At 52.0% G+C, this 15040-nt stretch carries 14 protein-coding genes; 9 read left to right on the plus strand and 5 right to left on the minus strand.

Annotation, left to right across the window (positions count from 1 at the left end):
- Window positions 1-13 precede the first annotated feature (13 nt).
- The 3 genes from HGO41_RS14815 to HGO41_RS14825 all read left to right on the plus strand — a co-directional run bounded on the left by HGO41_RS14815 (window position 14) and on the right by HGO41_RS14825 (window position 5042).
- Complete coding sequence (locus HGO41_RS14815; protein WP_250981173.1) at window positions 14-1324, plus strand: lysine N(6)-hydroxylase/L-ornithine N(5)-oxygenase family protein; 1311 nt, start codon at window positions 14-16, stop codon at window positions 1322-1324.
- A 14-nt stretch (window positions 1325-1338) separates the two neighbouring features.
- Complete coding sequence (locus tag HGO41_RS14820; RefSeq protein ID WP_250981174.1) at window positions 1339-3723, plus strand: GNAT family N-acetyltransferase; 2385 nt, start codon at window positions 1339-1341, stop codon at window positions 3721-3723.
- Between the two features lie 98 nt (window positions 3724-3821).
- Window positions 3822-5042, plus strand: a complete 1221-nt coding sequence (locus HGO41_RS14825) for an MFS transporter (protein ID WP_200225875.1) — start codon at window positions 3822-3824, stop codon at window positions 5040-5042.
- Between the two features lie 46 nt (window positions 5043-5088).
- Here HGO41_RS14825 and lpxM read toward each other — a convergent pair whose 3' ends face one another.
- From lpxM to znuA, 3 genes are all read right to left on the minus strand, one after another.
- Window positions 5089-6069, minus strand: a complete 981-nt coding sequence (gene lpxM, locus HGO41_RS14830; protein ID WP_037034697.1) for a lauroyl-Kdo(2)-lipid IV(A) myristoyltransferase — start codon at window positions 6067-6069, stop codon at window positions 5089-5091.
- 105 nt (window positions 6070-6174) lie between these two features.
- Entirely contained in the window at window positions 6175-7509 is a 1335-nt protein-coding gene (gene mepM, locus HGO41_RS14835) for a murein DD-endopeptidase MepM (RefSeq protein ID WP_013575307.1), read from the minus strand.
- 20 nt (window positions 7510-7529) lie between these two features.
- Complete coding sequence (gene znuA / locus HGO41_RS14840; RefSeq protein WP_250981175.1) at window positions 7530-8480, minus strand: zinc ABC transporter substrate-binding protein ZnuA; 951 nt, start codon at window positions 8478-8480, stop codon at window positions 7530-7532.
- 95 nt (window positions 8481-8575) lie between these two features.
- Between znuA and znuC the strand changes: the two genes are divergently transcribed.
- Complete coding sequence (znuC, locus tag HGO41_RS14845) at window positions 8576-9334, plus strand: zinc ABC transporter ATP-binding protein ZnuC (RefSeq protein ID WP_250981176.1); 759 nt, start codon at window positions 8576-8578, stop codon at window positions 9332-9334.
- Window positions 9331-10116 (plus strand): zinc ABC transporter permease subunit ZnuB, encoded by a 786-nt coding sequence (gene znuB, locus HGO41_RS14850; RefSeq protein WP_013575304.1) that lies wholly within the window; start codon window positions 9331-9333, stop codon window positions 10114-10116. The genes znuC and znuB overlap by 4 nt, the downstream gene beginning before the upstream one ends.
- A gap of 199 nt (window positions 10117-10315) precedes the next feature.
- Here the strand turns inward: znuB and HGO41_RS14855 are convergent, their stop codons facing one another.
- On the minus strand, window positions 10316-11695 hold the full coding sequence (locus HGO41_RS14855) for a cation:proton antiporter (RefSeq protein WP_013575303.1): 1380 nt from the start codon (window positions 11693-11695) through the stop codon (window positions 10316-10318).
- A gap of 153 nt (window positions 11696-11848) precedes the next feature.
- Between HGO41_RS14855 and HGO41_RS14860 the strand changes: the two genes are divergently transcribed.
- Window positions 11849-12154: an EthD family reductase gene (locus tag HGO41_RS14860; RefSeq protein ID WP_250981177.1), complete on the plus strand. Its 306-nt coding sequence runs from the start codon at window positions 11849-11851 to the stop codon at window positions 12152-12154.
- 101 nt (window positions 12155-12255) lie between these two features.
- Here the strand turns inward: HGO41_RS14860 and HGO41_RS14865 are convergent, their stop codons facing one another.
- Window positions 12256-12582, minus strand: coding sequence for a hypothetical protein (locus tag HGO41_RS14865; RefSeq protein WP_013575301.1), 327 nt, complete (start codon window positions 12580-12582; stop codon window positions 12256-12258).
- Between the two features lie 330 nt (window positions 12583-12912).
- On the opposite strand from HGO41_RS14865, the gene HGO41_RS14870 reads away from it, so the two are divergent.
- Genes HGO41_RS14870 through HGO41_RS14880 form a run of 3 tightly spaced genes read left to right on the plus strand, consistent with a single transcriptional unit; the run spans window position 12913 to window position 14862 of the window.
- Entirely contained in the window at window positions 12913-14175 is a 1263-nt protein-coding gene (locus tag HGO41_RS14870; RefSeq protein ID WP_250981178.1) for a YadA-like family protein, read from the plus strand.
- 49 nt (window positions 14176-14224) lie between these two features.
- On the plus strand, window positions 14225-14641 hold the full coding sequence (locus HGO41_RS14875) for a hypothetical protein (protein ID WP_013575299.1): 417 nt from the start codon (window positions 14225-14227) through the stop codon (window positions 14639-14641).
- Entirely contained in the window at window positions 14638-14862 is a 225-nt protein-coding gene (locus HGO41_RS14880) for a hypothetical protein (RefSeq protein WP_013575298.1), read from the plus strand. The genes HGO41_RS14875 and HGO41_RS14880 overlap by 4 nt, the downstream gene beginning before the upstream one ends.
- Window positions 14863-15040: the final 178 nt, after the last annotated feature.

The raw sequence follows: 15040 nt of genomic DNA on the forward strand, positions 1-15040 counted from the left end.
AAGGAGCCGCACCATGAATATCCATTCAAACGACCAAACGTATGATTTCATCGCCGTGGGCATCGGCCCGTTTAACCTCGGGCTGGCCTGTCTGACTGAACCGGTGAAAGAGCTGAACGGTCTGTTTTTAGACCAGAATGACAGCTTCGACTGGCACACCGGTATGATGCTGGAAAGCGCGCATTTACAGACGCCGTTCATGGCAGATCTGGTGACTCTCGCCGATCCGACCAGCCCTTACAGCTTCCTGAATTACCTGAAATTACAGGGGAAACTTTACTCGTTCTACATCCGTGAAGACTTCTTCATGATGCGTAAAGAGTTCAATCAGTATTGCCAGTGGGCATGCAGCCAACTGACCAGCCTGCAATTCTCCACGCGCGTGGAACTGGTCACCTGGGATGCCGTGCAGGAATGCTATCTGGTTGAAACGCGCTCAACCAAAAGCGGCGAAAAGCAGATCTACCGCACCAAAAGGCTGGTTCTCGGCACAGGACCGTCGCCGTGGATACCCGCCTGTGCGCGGGATGCCGGCAGGAACGTGCATCATTCCTCGGCCTATTTGCCGAACAAAGAGCAGGTACAGAATTCGAAATCCATTACCGTGGTCGGCAGCGGCCAGAGTGCCGCAGAAATTTACTATGACCTGCTCTCTGATATCGATAAGCACGATTACCACCTGACCTGGGTGACCCGCGCTCCGCGTTTCTACCCGCTGGAATACAGCAAACTGACGCTGGAAATGACCTCACCGGAATACATCGATTATTTCCACGCGCTGCCAATGAGCAAGCGCGATCAGCTCAATCGTGAACAAAAATGCCTGTATAAGGGCATTAACATCAGTCTGATCAACGACATTTATGATCTGATGTACGTCAAACGTCTCGACGGCCCGCTGAATGTCAATTTGTATACACATTCGGAACTGAAAGCACTGACCCGCAGCCGCAGCGGCGAACTGGAAATGACCCTGCTCCACCACGAACAACAACAGGAATACCAACACCGCACGGAATCCGTGATCCTCGCAACGGGTTACGGCTATCAGCCACCGCAGTTTGTTGAAGGCATTTACAACCGTATTCAGTGGGATGACGCGGGCCGTTACGCCGTCAGGCGCAATTACTGCATCGATGCGCACAACCAGATTTTCGTACAAAACGCCGAGCTGCACACGCACGGCTTCGTCACTCCGGATCTGGGCATGGCGTGCTACCGCAACAGCACCATAATCCGCGAGATGCTCGGCAGTGAAGTGTATCCGCTGGAGAAATCCATCGCCTTCCAGACCTTTGGGTCCCGCATCCCTGGCGCAAACTAACGGAGAATTTACCCATGTCTGATGCCATTTCAACCGCCGTATTCTCCTGCCAGCGCGACGCAGGAAAACTGTCTTTACGCCCGCTGGCGCTGGAGAAAGATGCCGCCGTTTTACATGACTGGATGACGCAGCCCTACGCACATTTCTGGGGAATGCAGAACAGTACCCTCGCAGAAGTCGACAGCTTCTATCGCAACCTGACTCACGGTAAACCGCTGGCGGCGCTGATGGGCGAAATAGACGGTCAGCCGCAATTTCTCATCGAATGCTATCCGGTTCAGGATGACCCGTTGCATGAACATTACGACGTCCGGCCCGGCGATATGGGCATGCATATTCTGCTGTCACCGGCTGAAAAACCGGTGTCAGGCTTCAGCTGGCAGGTGTTCTCGGCCGTGATGGAATACCTGTTCAGCCAGCCGGAAGTCCGCCGCGTAGTGGTCGAGCCGGATGTTCGTAACGAAAAGATTCACAAGCTGAATAAGCGCGCCGGTTTCCGCTATCAGAAACAAATTCAACTGACACACAAAACTGCATGGCTGGCATTTTGCCAGCGTGAAGATTTTTTTCAGGCAAGCCAGAAGGAAAAACACACCATGACTCCTGCAACTCTGCAAACCGGTGAGCACCTGCAACCGGAAATCTGGGCAAAAGCGAATGCCCTGCTGCTGCGAAAATGCCTGGCGGAACTGACCCATGAACGTCTGCTCGCGCCGCAGGCGTTGAAAACGACCGGCACCTGGACTGACTATCAGCTGGCAGTACCGGCCTCGGAAATAGAATATCGTTTCCGTGCCCGCCAGTTGCCTCTGAATGACTGGATGATTGATCTCGACAGCATTCAGCGTCTGGATAATTTTATCCCGCAGCCGCTGGACGCGGTTAAATTTATCATTGAATTCGCGGAGCAAATTGGTATTTCCCAGGCCATGCTGCCGACCTATCTGGAAGAAATCAGCAGTACGCTTTACAGCAGTGCCTACAAACTGGCAAACAATCACACCACAGCGAAACAACTGTCACAGGCCGATTTCCAGACCGTCGAAACCAGCATGACCGAAGGCCATCCGAGCTTTATCGCCAACAACGGCCGTATCGGTTTTGATGCCGGTGATTATGTCCGTTACGCGCCGGAAGCGGCCAATCCACTGCAACTGGTCTGGGTGGCGGTTCATCATGACAAAGCACATTTCGCCAGTGTCGAAGGTTTACCGTATGAAAAACTGATCGCGGAAGAACTGGGTGAAGCGCAGATTTGTGCTTTCACGCAAAAGCTGGTTGATAAAGGTGTCGACCCGAAAAATTACTACTTCATGCCGGTACATCCGTGGCAGTGGCAGAACAAATTACTGACCGTCTTCGCACCGGATATCGCCCGTCAGTTTCTGATTTATCTCGGTGAAGGTGATGATAACTATCTGGCACAACAGTCAATCCGCACCTTCTACAATGCCAGCCGTCCGAAAGGACGTTACGTTAAAACGGCGCTGTCGATCCTGAACATGGGCTTTATGCGCGGGCTTTCACCTTACTATATGGCGACCACTCCGGGCATTAATGAATGGCTGGCGGATCTGGTCGAAAACGATGCGTATCTGCAATCCACCGGTTTCAGCATTTTGCAGGAAGTGGCGTCACTCGGTTACCACAATCACTATTTCGAGCAAGCCATCAAAGGCGACAGCGCGTACAAGAAAATGTTTGCGGCGTTGTGGCGCGAAAATCCGGTCGCTTTGTTGCAGCCAAATCAGCGTCTGATGACCATGGCCGCCCTGCTGCACACCGATAAACACGGCGATGCGCTGATTGTCGAGATGATCAAATCATCCGGTCTGGCCACCGGCGACTGGCTTAAACGCTACATGCACGCCTATCTCAGCCCGCTGCTGCACTGCTTTTATCAGTACGACCTGGTGTTTATGCCGCATGGTGAAAACCTGATCCTGCGGTTCGAAAACAATATTCCGGTGAATGCTTTCATGAAGGATATCGCCGAGGAAATTGCGGTGATGAACCCCGACGCCAGCCTGCCGGAAAAAGCCAAACGTCTGGCGGTGGACGTACCGGAAAATCTTAAAATTTTGTCGATTTTCACTGACGTCTTTGCCGGGGTATTCCGCTTTATCGCCCGTATTCTGGAAGAACATGGCAATTATCCTGCCGGGCAGTTCTGGCAGGTGGTAGCCGAAGTGGTACGCGACTATCAGATTCAGTATCCGGAACTGTCGGAGAAATTTGCCCGTTATGACATGTTTGGCGCCGAGTTTACGCACTCATGCCTGAACCGTCTGCAACTGGCGAATAATCAGCAGATGATCAACCTGTCAGATCCGGCGCAGAACCTGAAATTCGCCGGCACGCTGGAAAACCCGATTGCGGCCTATGCTAACCGCTACTGAAAACCCGGTTTAATCTGATGAAGCTTTAATGCCATGAATAGTAGCGCGGCTTTCACAGGCCGCGCTTTTTCGATTTTAAGACCCGGAGAATTAAGGTTATGTCGTCCGTTTCCGAACCCGCTTCGCGGCTGAATTTCCGCCAGTGGCTGTTCCCGCTGTCACTGGTGCTATTCGAGTTCGCCACCTATATTGCCCACGATATGATCCAGCCGGGTATGCTGCAGGTGATCAGTGATTTCAGCGCAAGTGCCGACTGGGTTTCAACCTCGCTAACCGCTTATTTGTGCGGCGGTATTTTGCTGCAATGGTTGCTCGGGCCGCTTTCCGACCGCCTTGGCCGCAGGCCGGTGCTGCTGACAGGCGTGGCCTTTTTCACCGTCACCTGTCTGCTGACGGTTTTCACCCGAAACATTGAACAGTTCATTCTGATGCGTTTTTTACAGGGGATGAGCCTGTGCTTTATCGGCGCGGTAGGTTATGCCGCCATTCAGGAAGCGTTCAGTGAAACAATGAGCGTGAAACTGATGGCGCTGATGGCGAACATCACGCTGATCGCTCCCCTGCTCGGGCCGCTGGCTGGCGCGGCGTTTATTCATTACGCACCATGGAAAGCCATGTTTGCGTTGTTCTCACTGGTCTCTGCATTCTCATTCTGGGGGCTGTGGCGCAGTATGCCGGAAACCGCCAGCGGTCGCGGGGAGCGTTTTTCAATGCGCAGGCTACTGACCGATTACCGCGAAGTTTTCACCAACAAAGGCGTGGTGCTTGGTTCGCTGTCTATCGGGTTGATCACCCTGCCGTTGCTGGCGTGGGTGGCGCAGTCGCCGGTATTACTGATTCAGGATGGCGGAATGACGCCGCTACAGTACGGATGGTGGCAAGTGCCGGTATTTACCGGATTGATTATCGGTAACATCACGCTCAGCAAACTCAGTGGCAAAGTGAATATCCGCACGCCTGTCTGGCTCGGTCTCGCGCCGATAGTTCTCGGTCTGGCAGTCAGTGCTTATGCCGCGCTGTTTATGGTACATGCCTGGGGCTGGATGATTGGCGGGCTGAGCCTCTATGCGCTGGGCTCGGGACTGGTAAATGCCGGGCTTTACCGCCTGACACTGTTTTCCAGCCCGACCGGTAAAGGCACGGTCGCCGCTGCACTTGGGCTGCTTACCATTGTGGTTTTTGCGGCGGGTATAGAAGTGGCAAAGCAGTTATATTTCGCTCTGGGTAACGGCATTTTTATGCTGGCAGGCATGATTTCCGGTGTCACCGGCACATTGCTGATTGCCGTGTTTCTCAAGCGTGTCCCTGAAAAAACATAAAAAAAAGCTGAGGTGTGAGCCTCAGCTTTTTCAAATCTTTTTACCGTTACTTTTTGGGATAAAGCTCTTTGCGTGAATAGGGCTCAGGCTCACCCGGTTTGCGGGTTTTAAGCAACTTGAGGATCCAGGTGTACTGTTCCGGATTCGGCCCGACCAGCACTTCCACTTCCTCATTCATCCGGCGCGCAATGCGGTTATCATCGGCAGTTGCCAGATCATCCATTGGCGGGCGCACATAAATATCGAGACGTTGTTCGTGGCCGTTATACACCGGAAACAACGGTATGATCGACGCACGGCACACTTTCATCAGGCGTCCGACCGCAGGCAATGTCGCCTTGTAGGTCGCGAAGAAATCGACGAACTCGCTGTGCTCAGCACCGTGATCCTGATCCGGCAGATAGTAGCCCCAGTATCCCTGACGCACCGAACTGATAAACGGCTTGATGCCATCATTACGCGCATGCATCCGGCCACCAAAACGACGGCGAACGGTATTCCACAGATAATCGGTCAGCGGGTTTTTCTGATTATGGAACATGGCGGCCATCGGATGTCCGTCAGCGGCCATCAGCATCGCCGGAATATCCACAGCCCATCCGTGTGGCACCAGAAAAATCACATTTTTACCTTCGGCATGCATCTGATCGACAATTTCCTTGCCGTGCCAGTGAACGCGCTGCATGACTTTTTTGGGGTCACGGATCGCCAGTTCAGCCATCATCACCATGGATTGTGGCGCGGTGGCAAACATTTCATCGATGATATGTTCACGCTCCGCTTCAGAGGTTTCCGGCAGGCAGTACAGCAGATTAATTTGCGCACGACGACGTGCGCCTTTCGCAAACTTTCCGGCCAGACGGCCAAGACTGCCTAATATAGGGTCACGAACCTTTGCGGGCAGATACGCCATTGCGGCCATCGCTCCGACGCCCAGCCAGACGCCCCAGTAACGCGGATAATAGAAGGCTTTCTGAAACTGCGGAATAAATTCTACGGTAGATCGTTTTTCTTTTTCTGGCTGCATGCTCAGGCTCTTATGACAAATTCTGCCTTAATGATAAGTGCAGTGATTTATTTTGCAATAAATCACTGCCTCACAACATTAAGCGCAAAAGGGGATCCTGAACGGTCAGTCCAGCTTCAGTTGAGGAACAACCTGACGAACGGTGGCCAGGTAAGTACTGCGATCTTTACCTGTCAGCCCTTCGGTGCGCGGCAGTTTAGCCGTCAGCGGATTCACAGCCAGCTGGTTAATCCACATTTCAAAGTGCAGATGCGGGCCGGTTGAGCGACCAGTATTGCCGGAAAGCGCGATGCGATCCCCCCGTTTCACTTTCTGACCGGGTTTCACCAACAGTTTACGCAGATGCATATAACGGGTCATGTACTGACGACCATGACGAATGGCCACATAGTTACCCGCAGCGCCGCCGTTCTTGGCAACGACCACTTCGCCATCACCCACCGCCAGAACAGGCGTACCGACAGGTACGGCGAAATCGACGCCACGGTGCGGCGCAATACGCCCGGTCACCGGGTTCAGACGACGCGGATTGAAGTTAGACGAAACGCGGTACTGTTTGCCCGTCGGGAAGCGCAGGAAACCTTTCGCCAGCCCGCTGCCGGTACGGTCATAGAACTTACCGTCTTCGGCGCGCACGGCATAGTAGTCTTTACCGCCAGTGCGCATACGCACTGCCTGCAATTCACTTTGCTCGTTCTTACCGTCCAGCACTTCGTTGGACATCAGTACTGCAAAGTCGTCGCCTTTCTTCAATTTACGGAAATCGAGTTGCCATTGCAGCGCCTTAATGACAGCACTGACTTCAGCGCTGCTCAGCCCTGCCGCTTTGGCACTGGTGACAAAACTGCCGTTCAGCGTCCCTTTCAATACGGAGTCTTTCCATTCCCCTTTCAGGGTTTCCAGAGACGATTTGAAGGTATTGCCGGAACGGTCAAAGGTATAGGTTTCGCGACGTGATTTTTCCCACGTCAGACGCTGTAAATCCCCGGCATCGTTAAGTGTCCAGGAAATCTGCTGGCCGATTTTCAGGTTACGTAAATCACGGTTGGCGTCAGAAAGCGCAGCAATTTCCGACATATCAATGCCGTACTGATTCAGAATGCTGCTGAGGGTATCGCCGGTAGAAACCACATACTCATGCACGCCCGCTTCATTGACAGTTTTATCGTCAAGATCATCTTGCGGAATGTCATCATCAGCGGGGGGAGACTGGTCGATAGGTTCGCTGGCTTCGGGAAGCAGTGAACGCAGTTGCTGATTATCAAGTGTGATATTTTTAACCAGCGGTCGGGTATCAGAAAGGTCATTGTCCGGGTGGTAAGCTAACGGTTTCCATACGGCCACAGCCAGTGTGACGACGGTAAGAGACCCCAGCATAATGCGATGGGGCCGTGGAAGGTTGCTATACGCCAGAGCGATAGATCGGGCTATCAGCTGCACTTAAATTCTGTCCTTTTAGCTTACTTCAGGCAGCTCAGGTACTGGTTCGTCAGCTGTGACAAAAAGTTCACATAGCTGTCCGCACCCAGTGCAATGCTGCTCCCCAGAGGATCCAATGTGCCCATACGCACTTTTGTTCCCTGGGCAACAGCCGTTATGACGGCCGGCCTGAATTGTGGCTCAGCAAAAACGCAGGTCGCTTTTTGCTCAACCAACTGTGTTCGAATGAGATGTAATCGCTGTGCACCGGGTTGAATTTCGGGATTGATCGTAAAGTGACCAAGTGGCGAAAGGCCGAAGTGTTTTTCAAAGTAGCCATAGGCATCGTGAAAAACAAAATATCCCTTACCCTGAACAGGTTGCAGAATACTACCAAGGTTTTTGTCAGCTTTTGTCAAGGTGTCTTCAAAATGAGATAAATTTGCATCTAATTGTTGCTTTTTTTGCGGAACCAGCGCTACGAGCTTGTTATGGATCACAATAGCAGCCTCGCGGGCAATTTCCGGCGACAGCCAGACATGCATATTGTATTCGCCATGATGATGATCAGCGTCATCGTGATCATGGTCATGATCATGATCATGATCATGATCAGCCTCATGTTCGTCATCATCACTGCCCTTAATCAGCAGCGGTTTCACTGCCGGTAACGTCGCGATGGCCACCTGACGGTTCGGCGACAACTGCGCCGCAGATTTGGTCATGAAAGCTTCCATTTCCGGCCCCACCCACACCACCAGATCGGCGCTACGCATGCGTGCAATATCCGAAGGGCGTAAGGCGAAATCATGTGGAGATGTGCCGTCCGGCAGCAACACTTCCGTCGGCATAACACCATCGGCAATGGCTGATGCGATAAAACCCAGCGGGCGTACGGAAGCCAGAACCACGGCCTGCGTGCTGAAAACCGCGCCTGAACTCAATATTGCGGCTGCCAGAAACATCCGTTTAACGCTTTTTTTCTGTATCATGCTGAGTGAACTCATCTTCGGGTTGGGGGAAAACTGGTTATTTTTAGCGAAACGCAATATTATAACATCCGATTTGTTCTGCAAGACCCTATGACATGCCCACATTAGCTACGCTCCAAAATATTTCAGTGACTTTCGGTTCGCGACGCGTGTTGTCCAACATCTCGCTAAGCCTGCAACCGGGGAAAATTCTGACCCTTCTCGGCCCGAATGGCGCAGGGAAATCCACATTAGTGCGCGTTGTGCTTGGCCTGATTGCGCCGACAGAAGGCACGATGACTTGCGAACCCGGTTTACGTATCGGCTATGTTCCGCAAAAAATTCATCTTGATCCCACCATGCCGCTGACCGTCAGCCGCTTTATGCGACTGAAACCCGGTGTGAAGAAAAGCGATATTCTGCCCGCGCTCAAACGCGTACAGGCTGCGCACCTGCTGGATCAACCGATGCAAAAACTTTCCGGCGGCGAAAATCAGCGTGTTTTACTGGCGCGTGCGTTAATGAACAGCCCGCAGTTACTGGTGCTCGATGAACCGACGCAAGGTGTTGACGTCAACGGACAACTGGCGCTGTACGACCTGATCGACAGCCTGCGCTGCGAATTGGGGTGCGCGGTGCTGATGGTGTCGCATGACTTGCATCTGGTGATGGCGAAAACGGACGAAGTGCTGTGCCTGAACCAGCACATCTGCTGTTCCGGCTCGCCGGAAGTGGTCTCTACGCATCCGGAATTTATTGCGATGTTCGGTAACCGTGGCGCCGAGCAACTGGCGATTTACCGTCACAACCACAACCATCGTCATGATTTAAAGGGAAAGATAATTTTGCGCAACACCGGAGGTCGTGACGCATGATCGCGCTGTTATTACCCGGCTGGCTGGCGGGTGTATTGCTGGCGATTGCCGCTGGCCCGCTGGGCTCGTTTGTCGTCTGGCGCCGCATGTCCTATTTTGGCGATACGCTGGCCCACGCCTCTCTGCTCGGCGTAGCGTTTGGCTTGCTGCTTAATGTAAATCCTTTCTATACCGTTATCGCCGTCACGTTATTGCTGGCCGTGTTACTGGTGGTGCTCGAGCGTAAACCGCATCTGGCCGTCGATACCCTGCTCGGAATTATGGCGCACAGCGCCCTGTCACTCGGTCTGGTGGTGGTCAGCCTGATGTCCGGCGTACGTGTGGATCTGATGGCGTATTTGTTTGGTGATTTGCTGTCAGTGACCTACAGCGACATCTGGATGATTGGTGCTGGCGTGACGGTGGTGATTGCGGTGCTGTGCTGGCAATGGCGGGCATTGCTTTCCATGACCATCAGCCCGGAACTTGCTCATGTTGATGGCGTAAAACTGCAACGCACACGTATCGTCCTGATGCTGGTAACAGCGCTGACGATCGGTCTGGCGATGAAGTTCGTCGGCGCGCTGATCATCACCTCGTTGCTGATTATCCCCGCCGCGACAGCGCGACGCTTCGCTAAAACGCCTGAGCAAATGGCCTGCGTCGCGGTAGCGGTTGGCATCATTGCGGTGACCGGCGGCCTGACGTTCTCTGCATTCTATGATACGCCTGCTGGCCCTTCTGTCGTGCTGTGCGCTGCGGTGTTGTTTATGCTCAGCCTCAGTAAAAAACAGATTGCCTGACCGCAACGCCAGAAACAGAAACGGACGCCCTGAGCGTAATGCTGGTCACTTAAGGAAATGAGGTCCGTGAATTTGGGCCTTCGATGAAGAAAAATAGCGCTATAAGCCTGATTCCTTCATTATCCTTTGAAGCACAAAAATGAATTTGTATTCATAAAAATGCTTAACTGACCGGCATTACGCCCTGAGCGTCCGTTTTTTATGCCTTTTCTTCCTGGCTTTTCTCCCGTGCCTCCCGCTCTTCCTGCGCTGCTTCCTGCCTTGCCTGCCGCCAGTGCAGCACCGGTGATACGGTTATGCCGTGGATCACCACGCTGGTGACAATCACCGTGAACGCGATGTTGGTCATATAGTTGGCGTCCGCGCCATGCAATCCGTGCGTCCAGGCGTAAGCGATATAGTTCATACTGCCGATACCGCGAATACCAAACCAGCCAATCATCAGCCGCCTGCCCTTGGGCACGTGTACGCCTATTGTCGTGATATAAACAGCCAGAGGACGGATGACGATAAACAGCAGCGCAGCGATCAACAGCCCCATCGGCTCCCAGTGTTCCGCCAGCGTTATCCCGAGCACCATGACAATCCCGGCGGCAAAAATCCGCTCAATGGTATCGCCAAATGACAGTGCATCACCCACCATCAGTCCGATCGAATTGCGCGGCATTTCAGCTTGCATCGAATGACGCTGGTGTGGATTGACCATGCCTTCAGCGGGTGGCGGGCGCGACCCGTCCGTCAGATCCTCCGGCGGATGCAAAGAGACCACGCGCACTTCCGCGCTGCGCAACCCGACACCGGCGGCAAAGGCTGCAAGGAAACCGGAAGCATCAAGAGATTGTGCGGCCGCGTAACTGAGCGCAATCAGTGACAACGCCAGAAAATCACTCGGTGCGACCGTACGCTGACGGCTGTGAAAACGCGTCGCACTTAGCCCGACCAGTTTCCCCATCGCGAAGCCAATTGCCAGCCCGCCGAGCAATGCCCAGATCACATCGCGCCATGCCCAGTGCCACAATTCTTGTGAAGATAATCCTTCATGCGCGGTAAACAACATCAGCGCCAGCATCAGGATGGGCAGCGCGGAACCATCATTCATCCCCGCCTCGCTGGAAAGCGCAACCCTGAGTCCGTCATCATCATTGGCATCATTCACTGCAATCATGCTGGCCAGCACCGGATCCGTCGGCGCAATGATGGCACCCAACGCAAGAGCCAGTGGCCATGAAATACCTGTAATGTAATGGGCAATAGCCGCGACGCACAGGACGGTCAGTAACATGGCAGGAAAAGCCAGTAACACACCGACGCGCCAGCTTTGTGCGCGAAAGGGCAACCGGAGTTTCAGTCCGGTAATAAATAATGACGCCGCCATGGCGATTTCAGTGAAATGTGCGGTGAGGGTGGAATACGCCACCAGATCGATATGCAGTAAATCCAAAACCCAGGGACCGCAGACGATCCCTGCGGCCAGATATAAACCAAACGTCGTCACCGGACCGCGGGAAATCCACCCCGATGCGAGTGACATAATCAATAGCAGTCCTCCGACCGCCGCTGTCCAACCTAAAAATCCCATGTCTATCCCATACTAAATATCAATCTATTAAGCATAGTACATGTATGCAGATGAATGATTTTTCAGATAAATAACATCAGGCACAAATGGCGCGGTGTATTCTTAGCCGGTAGGCTAAAATTGATTTTTATCCGGGAAAAGACGAGTCATAAAATGATTAAATACAGTGTGATGTATCCAAATATCGAAAACGGAACCTTTGATCATGATTATTATCGTGATGTGCATTTACCGCTGATCAAACGCCGCATGGGCGAGTTTTGCCATTCTTACGCTATTGATAAAATGCCTGAGGGCGCTCCGGCTGAGTCGCCATTCATCGCCGCCTGCCATATCTATTGCAACTCAATGGAAGATTTTGAAAAAGGCATGAAAGACAATGCGGCAGATTTTGTCGCTGACGTGGCAAACTTCACCAATATCGAACCCGTGAAGATGATTTTCGACGTCGTTGTCTGAGCCATTCACCCTGCCCTGAAGGTAAAAAAGGCGATTAACCCGTCAGGTTAGCCGCCTTTTTTATTGTCGTGTGGACGCTGTATAAAACCCTGCCAGCGCCATTATTTCATCAGTAACTTTTTGATTGGCGCACTCGGCTCGCGCCTGATGGTATGCAAAAACTCCTGCGCCTTATCATTGACCGCATAATCGGCGGTGACGCCAAAATCCTGCACCATTGCCCACTTTTCAAACAGTGCTTCATCACTCTTACGCATAAACCACAGCATTCTGATTGCCGTTACCGCCACTTGTGGGATCTGCGTCACAGTGCCGTTGATCCACTTATTTAGCGTGCTGCGAGGCAGTCCCAACAGAATACACAACGCGGGCTGGTCGATATCCAGCCTCCGGACATAGTCCAGGAACTCATTTGCGTTATCTGCCATAAACTTATCTCCAATTTATATAACCATACTCATTGTACAGGAATCTCATAGAGATTCCATCCCGTCGCTACTCGCTACGAGAATTCCTGGTTTTCAGTGTTACTGACACAAAGATTAGTGTCTGCTAGCTACAAACAAACAAGCTAAGTGAAACAAATTCATGTAGCGCTATAACTTTACGTTTCTTGACATAAGTCAAACGTTCGTTGAATGCGTGAAGCAAGTCACATTCACCGCATGTATGATTTTCGTAAAGAGACAGAAAGAGCGTTCTGATAATGCTTCTTATTTGTCGCTAACAGATACTTATTTCAATATCGGAAAAAACAAATGACTGCACAAGTTTCAGAACGAATTCAACATAGCGCCGCTGCAAATCGCAAAGTTAATCGCGAGAATAAGATCCTCACGAAGCCATTTGGAGTCTCTGCTGCTACGTTTTGCAGGATGCTTGCAGGGTCGTTACTGATGGTTAGTTCTGTAACTTTCATACAATCAGCCAGTGCGGCCTTCACATCGCAAGAAACGGATGCAGTTAATCAGTATCTTTCCGCACATCAGAGTTACCCAAATTACATAAAACAGGGAATTGAAAGCGCCACCAGTTTCCAGCAGGTACACGACTACCTGTTGAACAATACTTACTACAACGGAACCTCGACAGTTCCGGTAGACCAAATTTCGATGGCTGAGCCAATAAAAACAGAAACCGTGCCGTTAATTACTTTAACCCCCGCAGAACCCGCTAAAGATGGCGTTGTTATAAATGACCCTACCGGGAACCCTGTGCTGATCACTCCGGTCAAAAATGACCCTACCGGGAATCCTGTACTGATCACTCCGCCTAAAAATGACCCTACCGGGAATCCTGTGCTGATCACTCCGCTTAAAAATGACCCTACCGGGAACCCTGTACTGATCACTCCGGCCAAAAATGACCCTACCGGGAATCCTGTACTGATCACTCCGGCCAAGAATGACCCTACCGGGAATCCTGTGCTGATCACTCCGGCCAAAAATGACCCTACCGGGAACCCTGTGCTGATCACTCCGGCCAAAAATGACCCTACCGGGAATCCCGTTAGTGTTAGCACGACAGAGCAGCAGAATCCTGTTATTCCCAAAAAACAGGGGATTACATCGCAGCCCGGCTCCTCCCCCTATTCACAAGATATAAGGGTTCGTTCAAGCTATTACGACCAACAGATCACTGCCCTGAATGCCGAAGCTGAACAAAATCACGCCGAAATTCTCTCTGAATCTCACAGCCGTGCTGCCGCAGACGCTCAGGTGTTGCAGAAGTCTCAGGACTACACCAACTCAAAATTCTCCGCGTTAAAATCTGAGGTTGATGACAACAAAAAAGAAGCCGCTGCCGGATCGGCTTCCGCTATGGCGCAGGCCAATATCCCTCAGGTGCAGGAATCCCAACAGTTCGCGGTGGGTGCCGGTGTCGGCGGTTATGATGCGCAAAACGCTCTGTCCGTTGGCGCTTCATTCCATGCCAGCAGATCCACCATTGTCAAAATGTCAGTCTCCGACGACACGCAAAGTAACTTTGGTTATGGCGCTGGCGTGAGCGTTGGCTGGTAAATCGTTCCGGGGGCTCCGTCCCCCGTTCTTCCCTTTCAGGTAAATCTCAATGAAAAAATTTATCGTTTTTGCAGCCATTATCCTGCTTTCCGGTTGCTCTACTCAGGCTTCAAGAATGGCTGACTGCCAGTCACAGGGCGTCTCCAAAGATACCTGTTATATGGCTGAACAAAATCGTCAGACCGCCATTCAGAGTGTTGCCCTTAAGCAGGCAATGGAAAATGCCTCCACGCAATATGCCCAGGCCGCTAAAAAGATCGTGCATGCGCGCATTAAAGGTATCGACGTCAAAATCTTTCCTGCGGATAAACAGGGATATATCGAAGGGACCGCCGCATATCTTGATGAAGATAACGCAGATGCTCAGGTCTATCGCAAAGGCGTTTTCACAGCGATTTATTACAAGCGCACGCACAAGCTGGTTCTGATGCGTGACGGGCAAATTTATGGAAGGACGCCGATATGAAAAAGCACCACACCGATCAGTTCAGACATCTGCCACCGGGGCAGCAATATACCTGCCTGAAAATGTTACAGCGCGTTGAGGAAACCCCGCTGACCGACGGGGTGACCGGCGTCGCTGTATCGGTCATGATGAAAGACGGTCATACCGCCACACTCAGTAAATTCATCGCGCAACCTGATGAAATCTCAATTCTGGTCAGTTGGGAAAAAGAAAGAGAATAATGCACTCTGACTACGTTTTTATATCTCCTGCCCTCCTCTCCCGCCAGTCCCGCACTTCTGTTCTAGTATATAGAGGTGCGAAACCCACCTTCTCTGCACCTTTGCCCTAATTAATTGATGAGTCTGTTCAAAAATTTGCGTTTGTAACTCACGCCTTATGCGCGGACGATGGACTCTC

The sequence above is a fragment of the Rahnella sp. CG8 genome, assembly GCF_023701875.1.
Lineage (GTDB): Bacteria > Pseudomonadota > Gammaproteobacteria > Enterobacterales > Enterobacteriaceae > Rahnella > Rahnella aceris.

Excerpts from the sequence above, each read along its gene's own strand:
- HGO41_RS14815 (WP_250981173.1), top strand. The coding sequence starts at position 14 with ATGAATATCCATTCAAACGACCAAACGTATGATTTCATCGCCGTGGGC.
- HGO41_RS14820 (WP_250981174.1), top strand. The coding sequence starts at position 1,339 with ATGTCTGATGCCATTTCAACCGCCGTATTCTCCTGCCAGCGCGACGCA.
- HGO41_RS14825 (WP_200225875.1), top strand. The coding sequence starts at position 3,822 with ATGTCGTCCGTTTCCGAACCCGCTTCGCGGCTGAATTTCCGCCAGTGG.
- lpxM (WP_037034697.1), bottom strand. The coding sequence starts at position 6,069 with ATGCAGCCAGAAAAAGAAAAACGATCTACCGTAGAATTTATTCCGCAG.
- znuA (WP_250981175.1), bottom strand. The coding sequence starts at position 8,480 with ATGATACAGAAAAAAAGCGTTAAACGGATGTTTCTGGCAGCCGCAATA.
- znuC (WP_250981176.1), top strand. The coding sequence starts at position 8,576 with ATGCCCACATTAGCTACGCTCCAAAATATTTCAGTGACTTTCGGTTCG.
- znuB (WP_013575304.1), top strand. The coding sequence starts at position 9,331 with ATGATCGCGCTGTTATTACCCGGCTGGCTGGCGGGTGTATTGCTGGCG.
- HGO41_RS14855 (WP_013575303.1), bottom strand. The coding sequence starts at position 11,695 with ATGGGATTTTTAGGTTGGACAGCGGCGGTCGGAGGACTGCTATTGATT.
- HGO41_RS14860 (WP_250981177.1), top strand. The coding sequence starts at position 11,849 with ATGATTAAATACAGTGTGATGTATCCAAATATCGAAAACGGAACCTTT.
- HGO41_RS14865 (WP_013575301.1), bottom strand. The coding sequence starts at position 12,582 with ATGGCAGATAACGCAAATGAGTTCCTGGACTATGTCCGGAGGCTGGAT.
- HGO41_RS14870 (WP_250981178.1), top strand. The coding sequence starts at position 12,913 with ATGACTGCACAAGTTTCAGAACGAATTCAACATAGCGCCGCTGCAAAT.
- HGO41_RS14875 (WP_013575299.1), top strand. The coding sequence starts at position 14,225 with ATGAAAAAATTTATCGTTTTTGCAGCCATTATCCTGCTTTCCGGTTGC.
- HGO41_RS14880 (WP_013575298.1), top strand. The coding sequence starts at position 14,638 with ATGAAAAAGCACCACACCGATCAGTTCAGACATCTGCCACCGGGGCAG.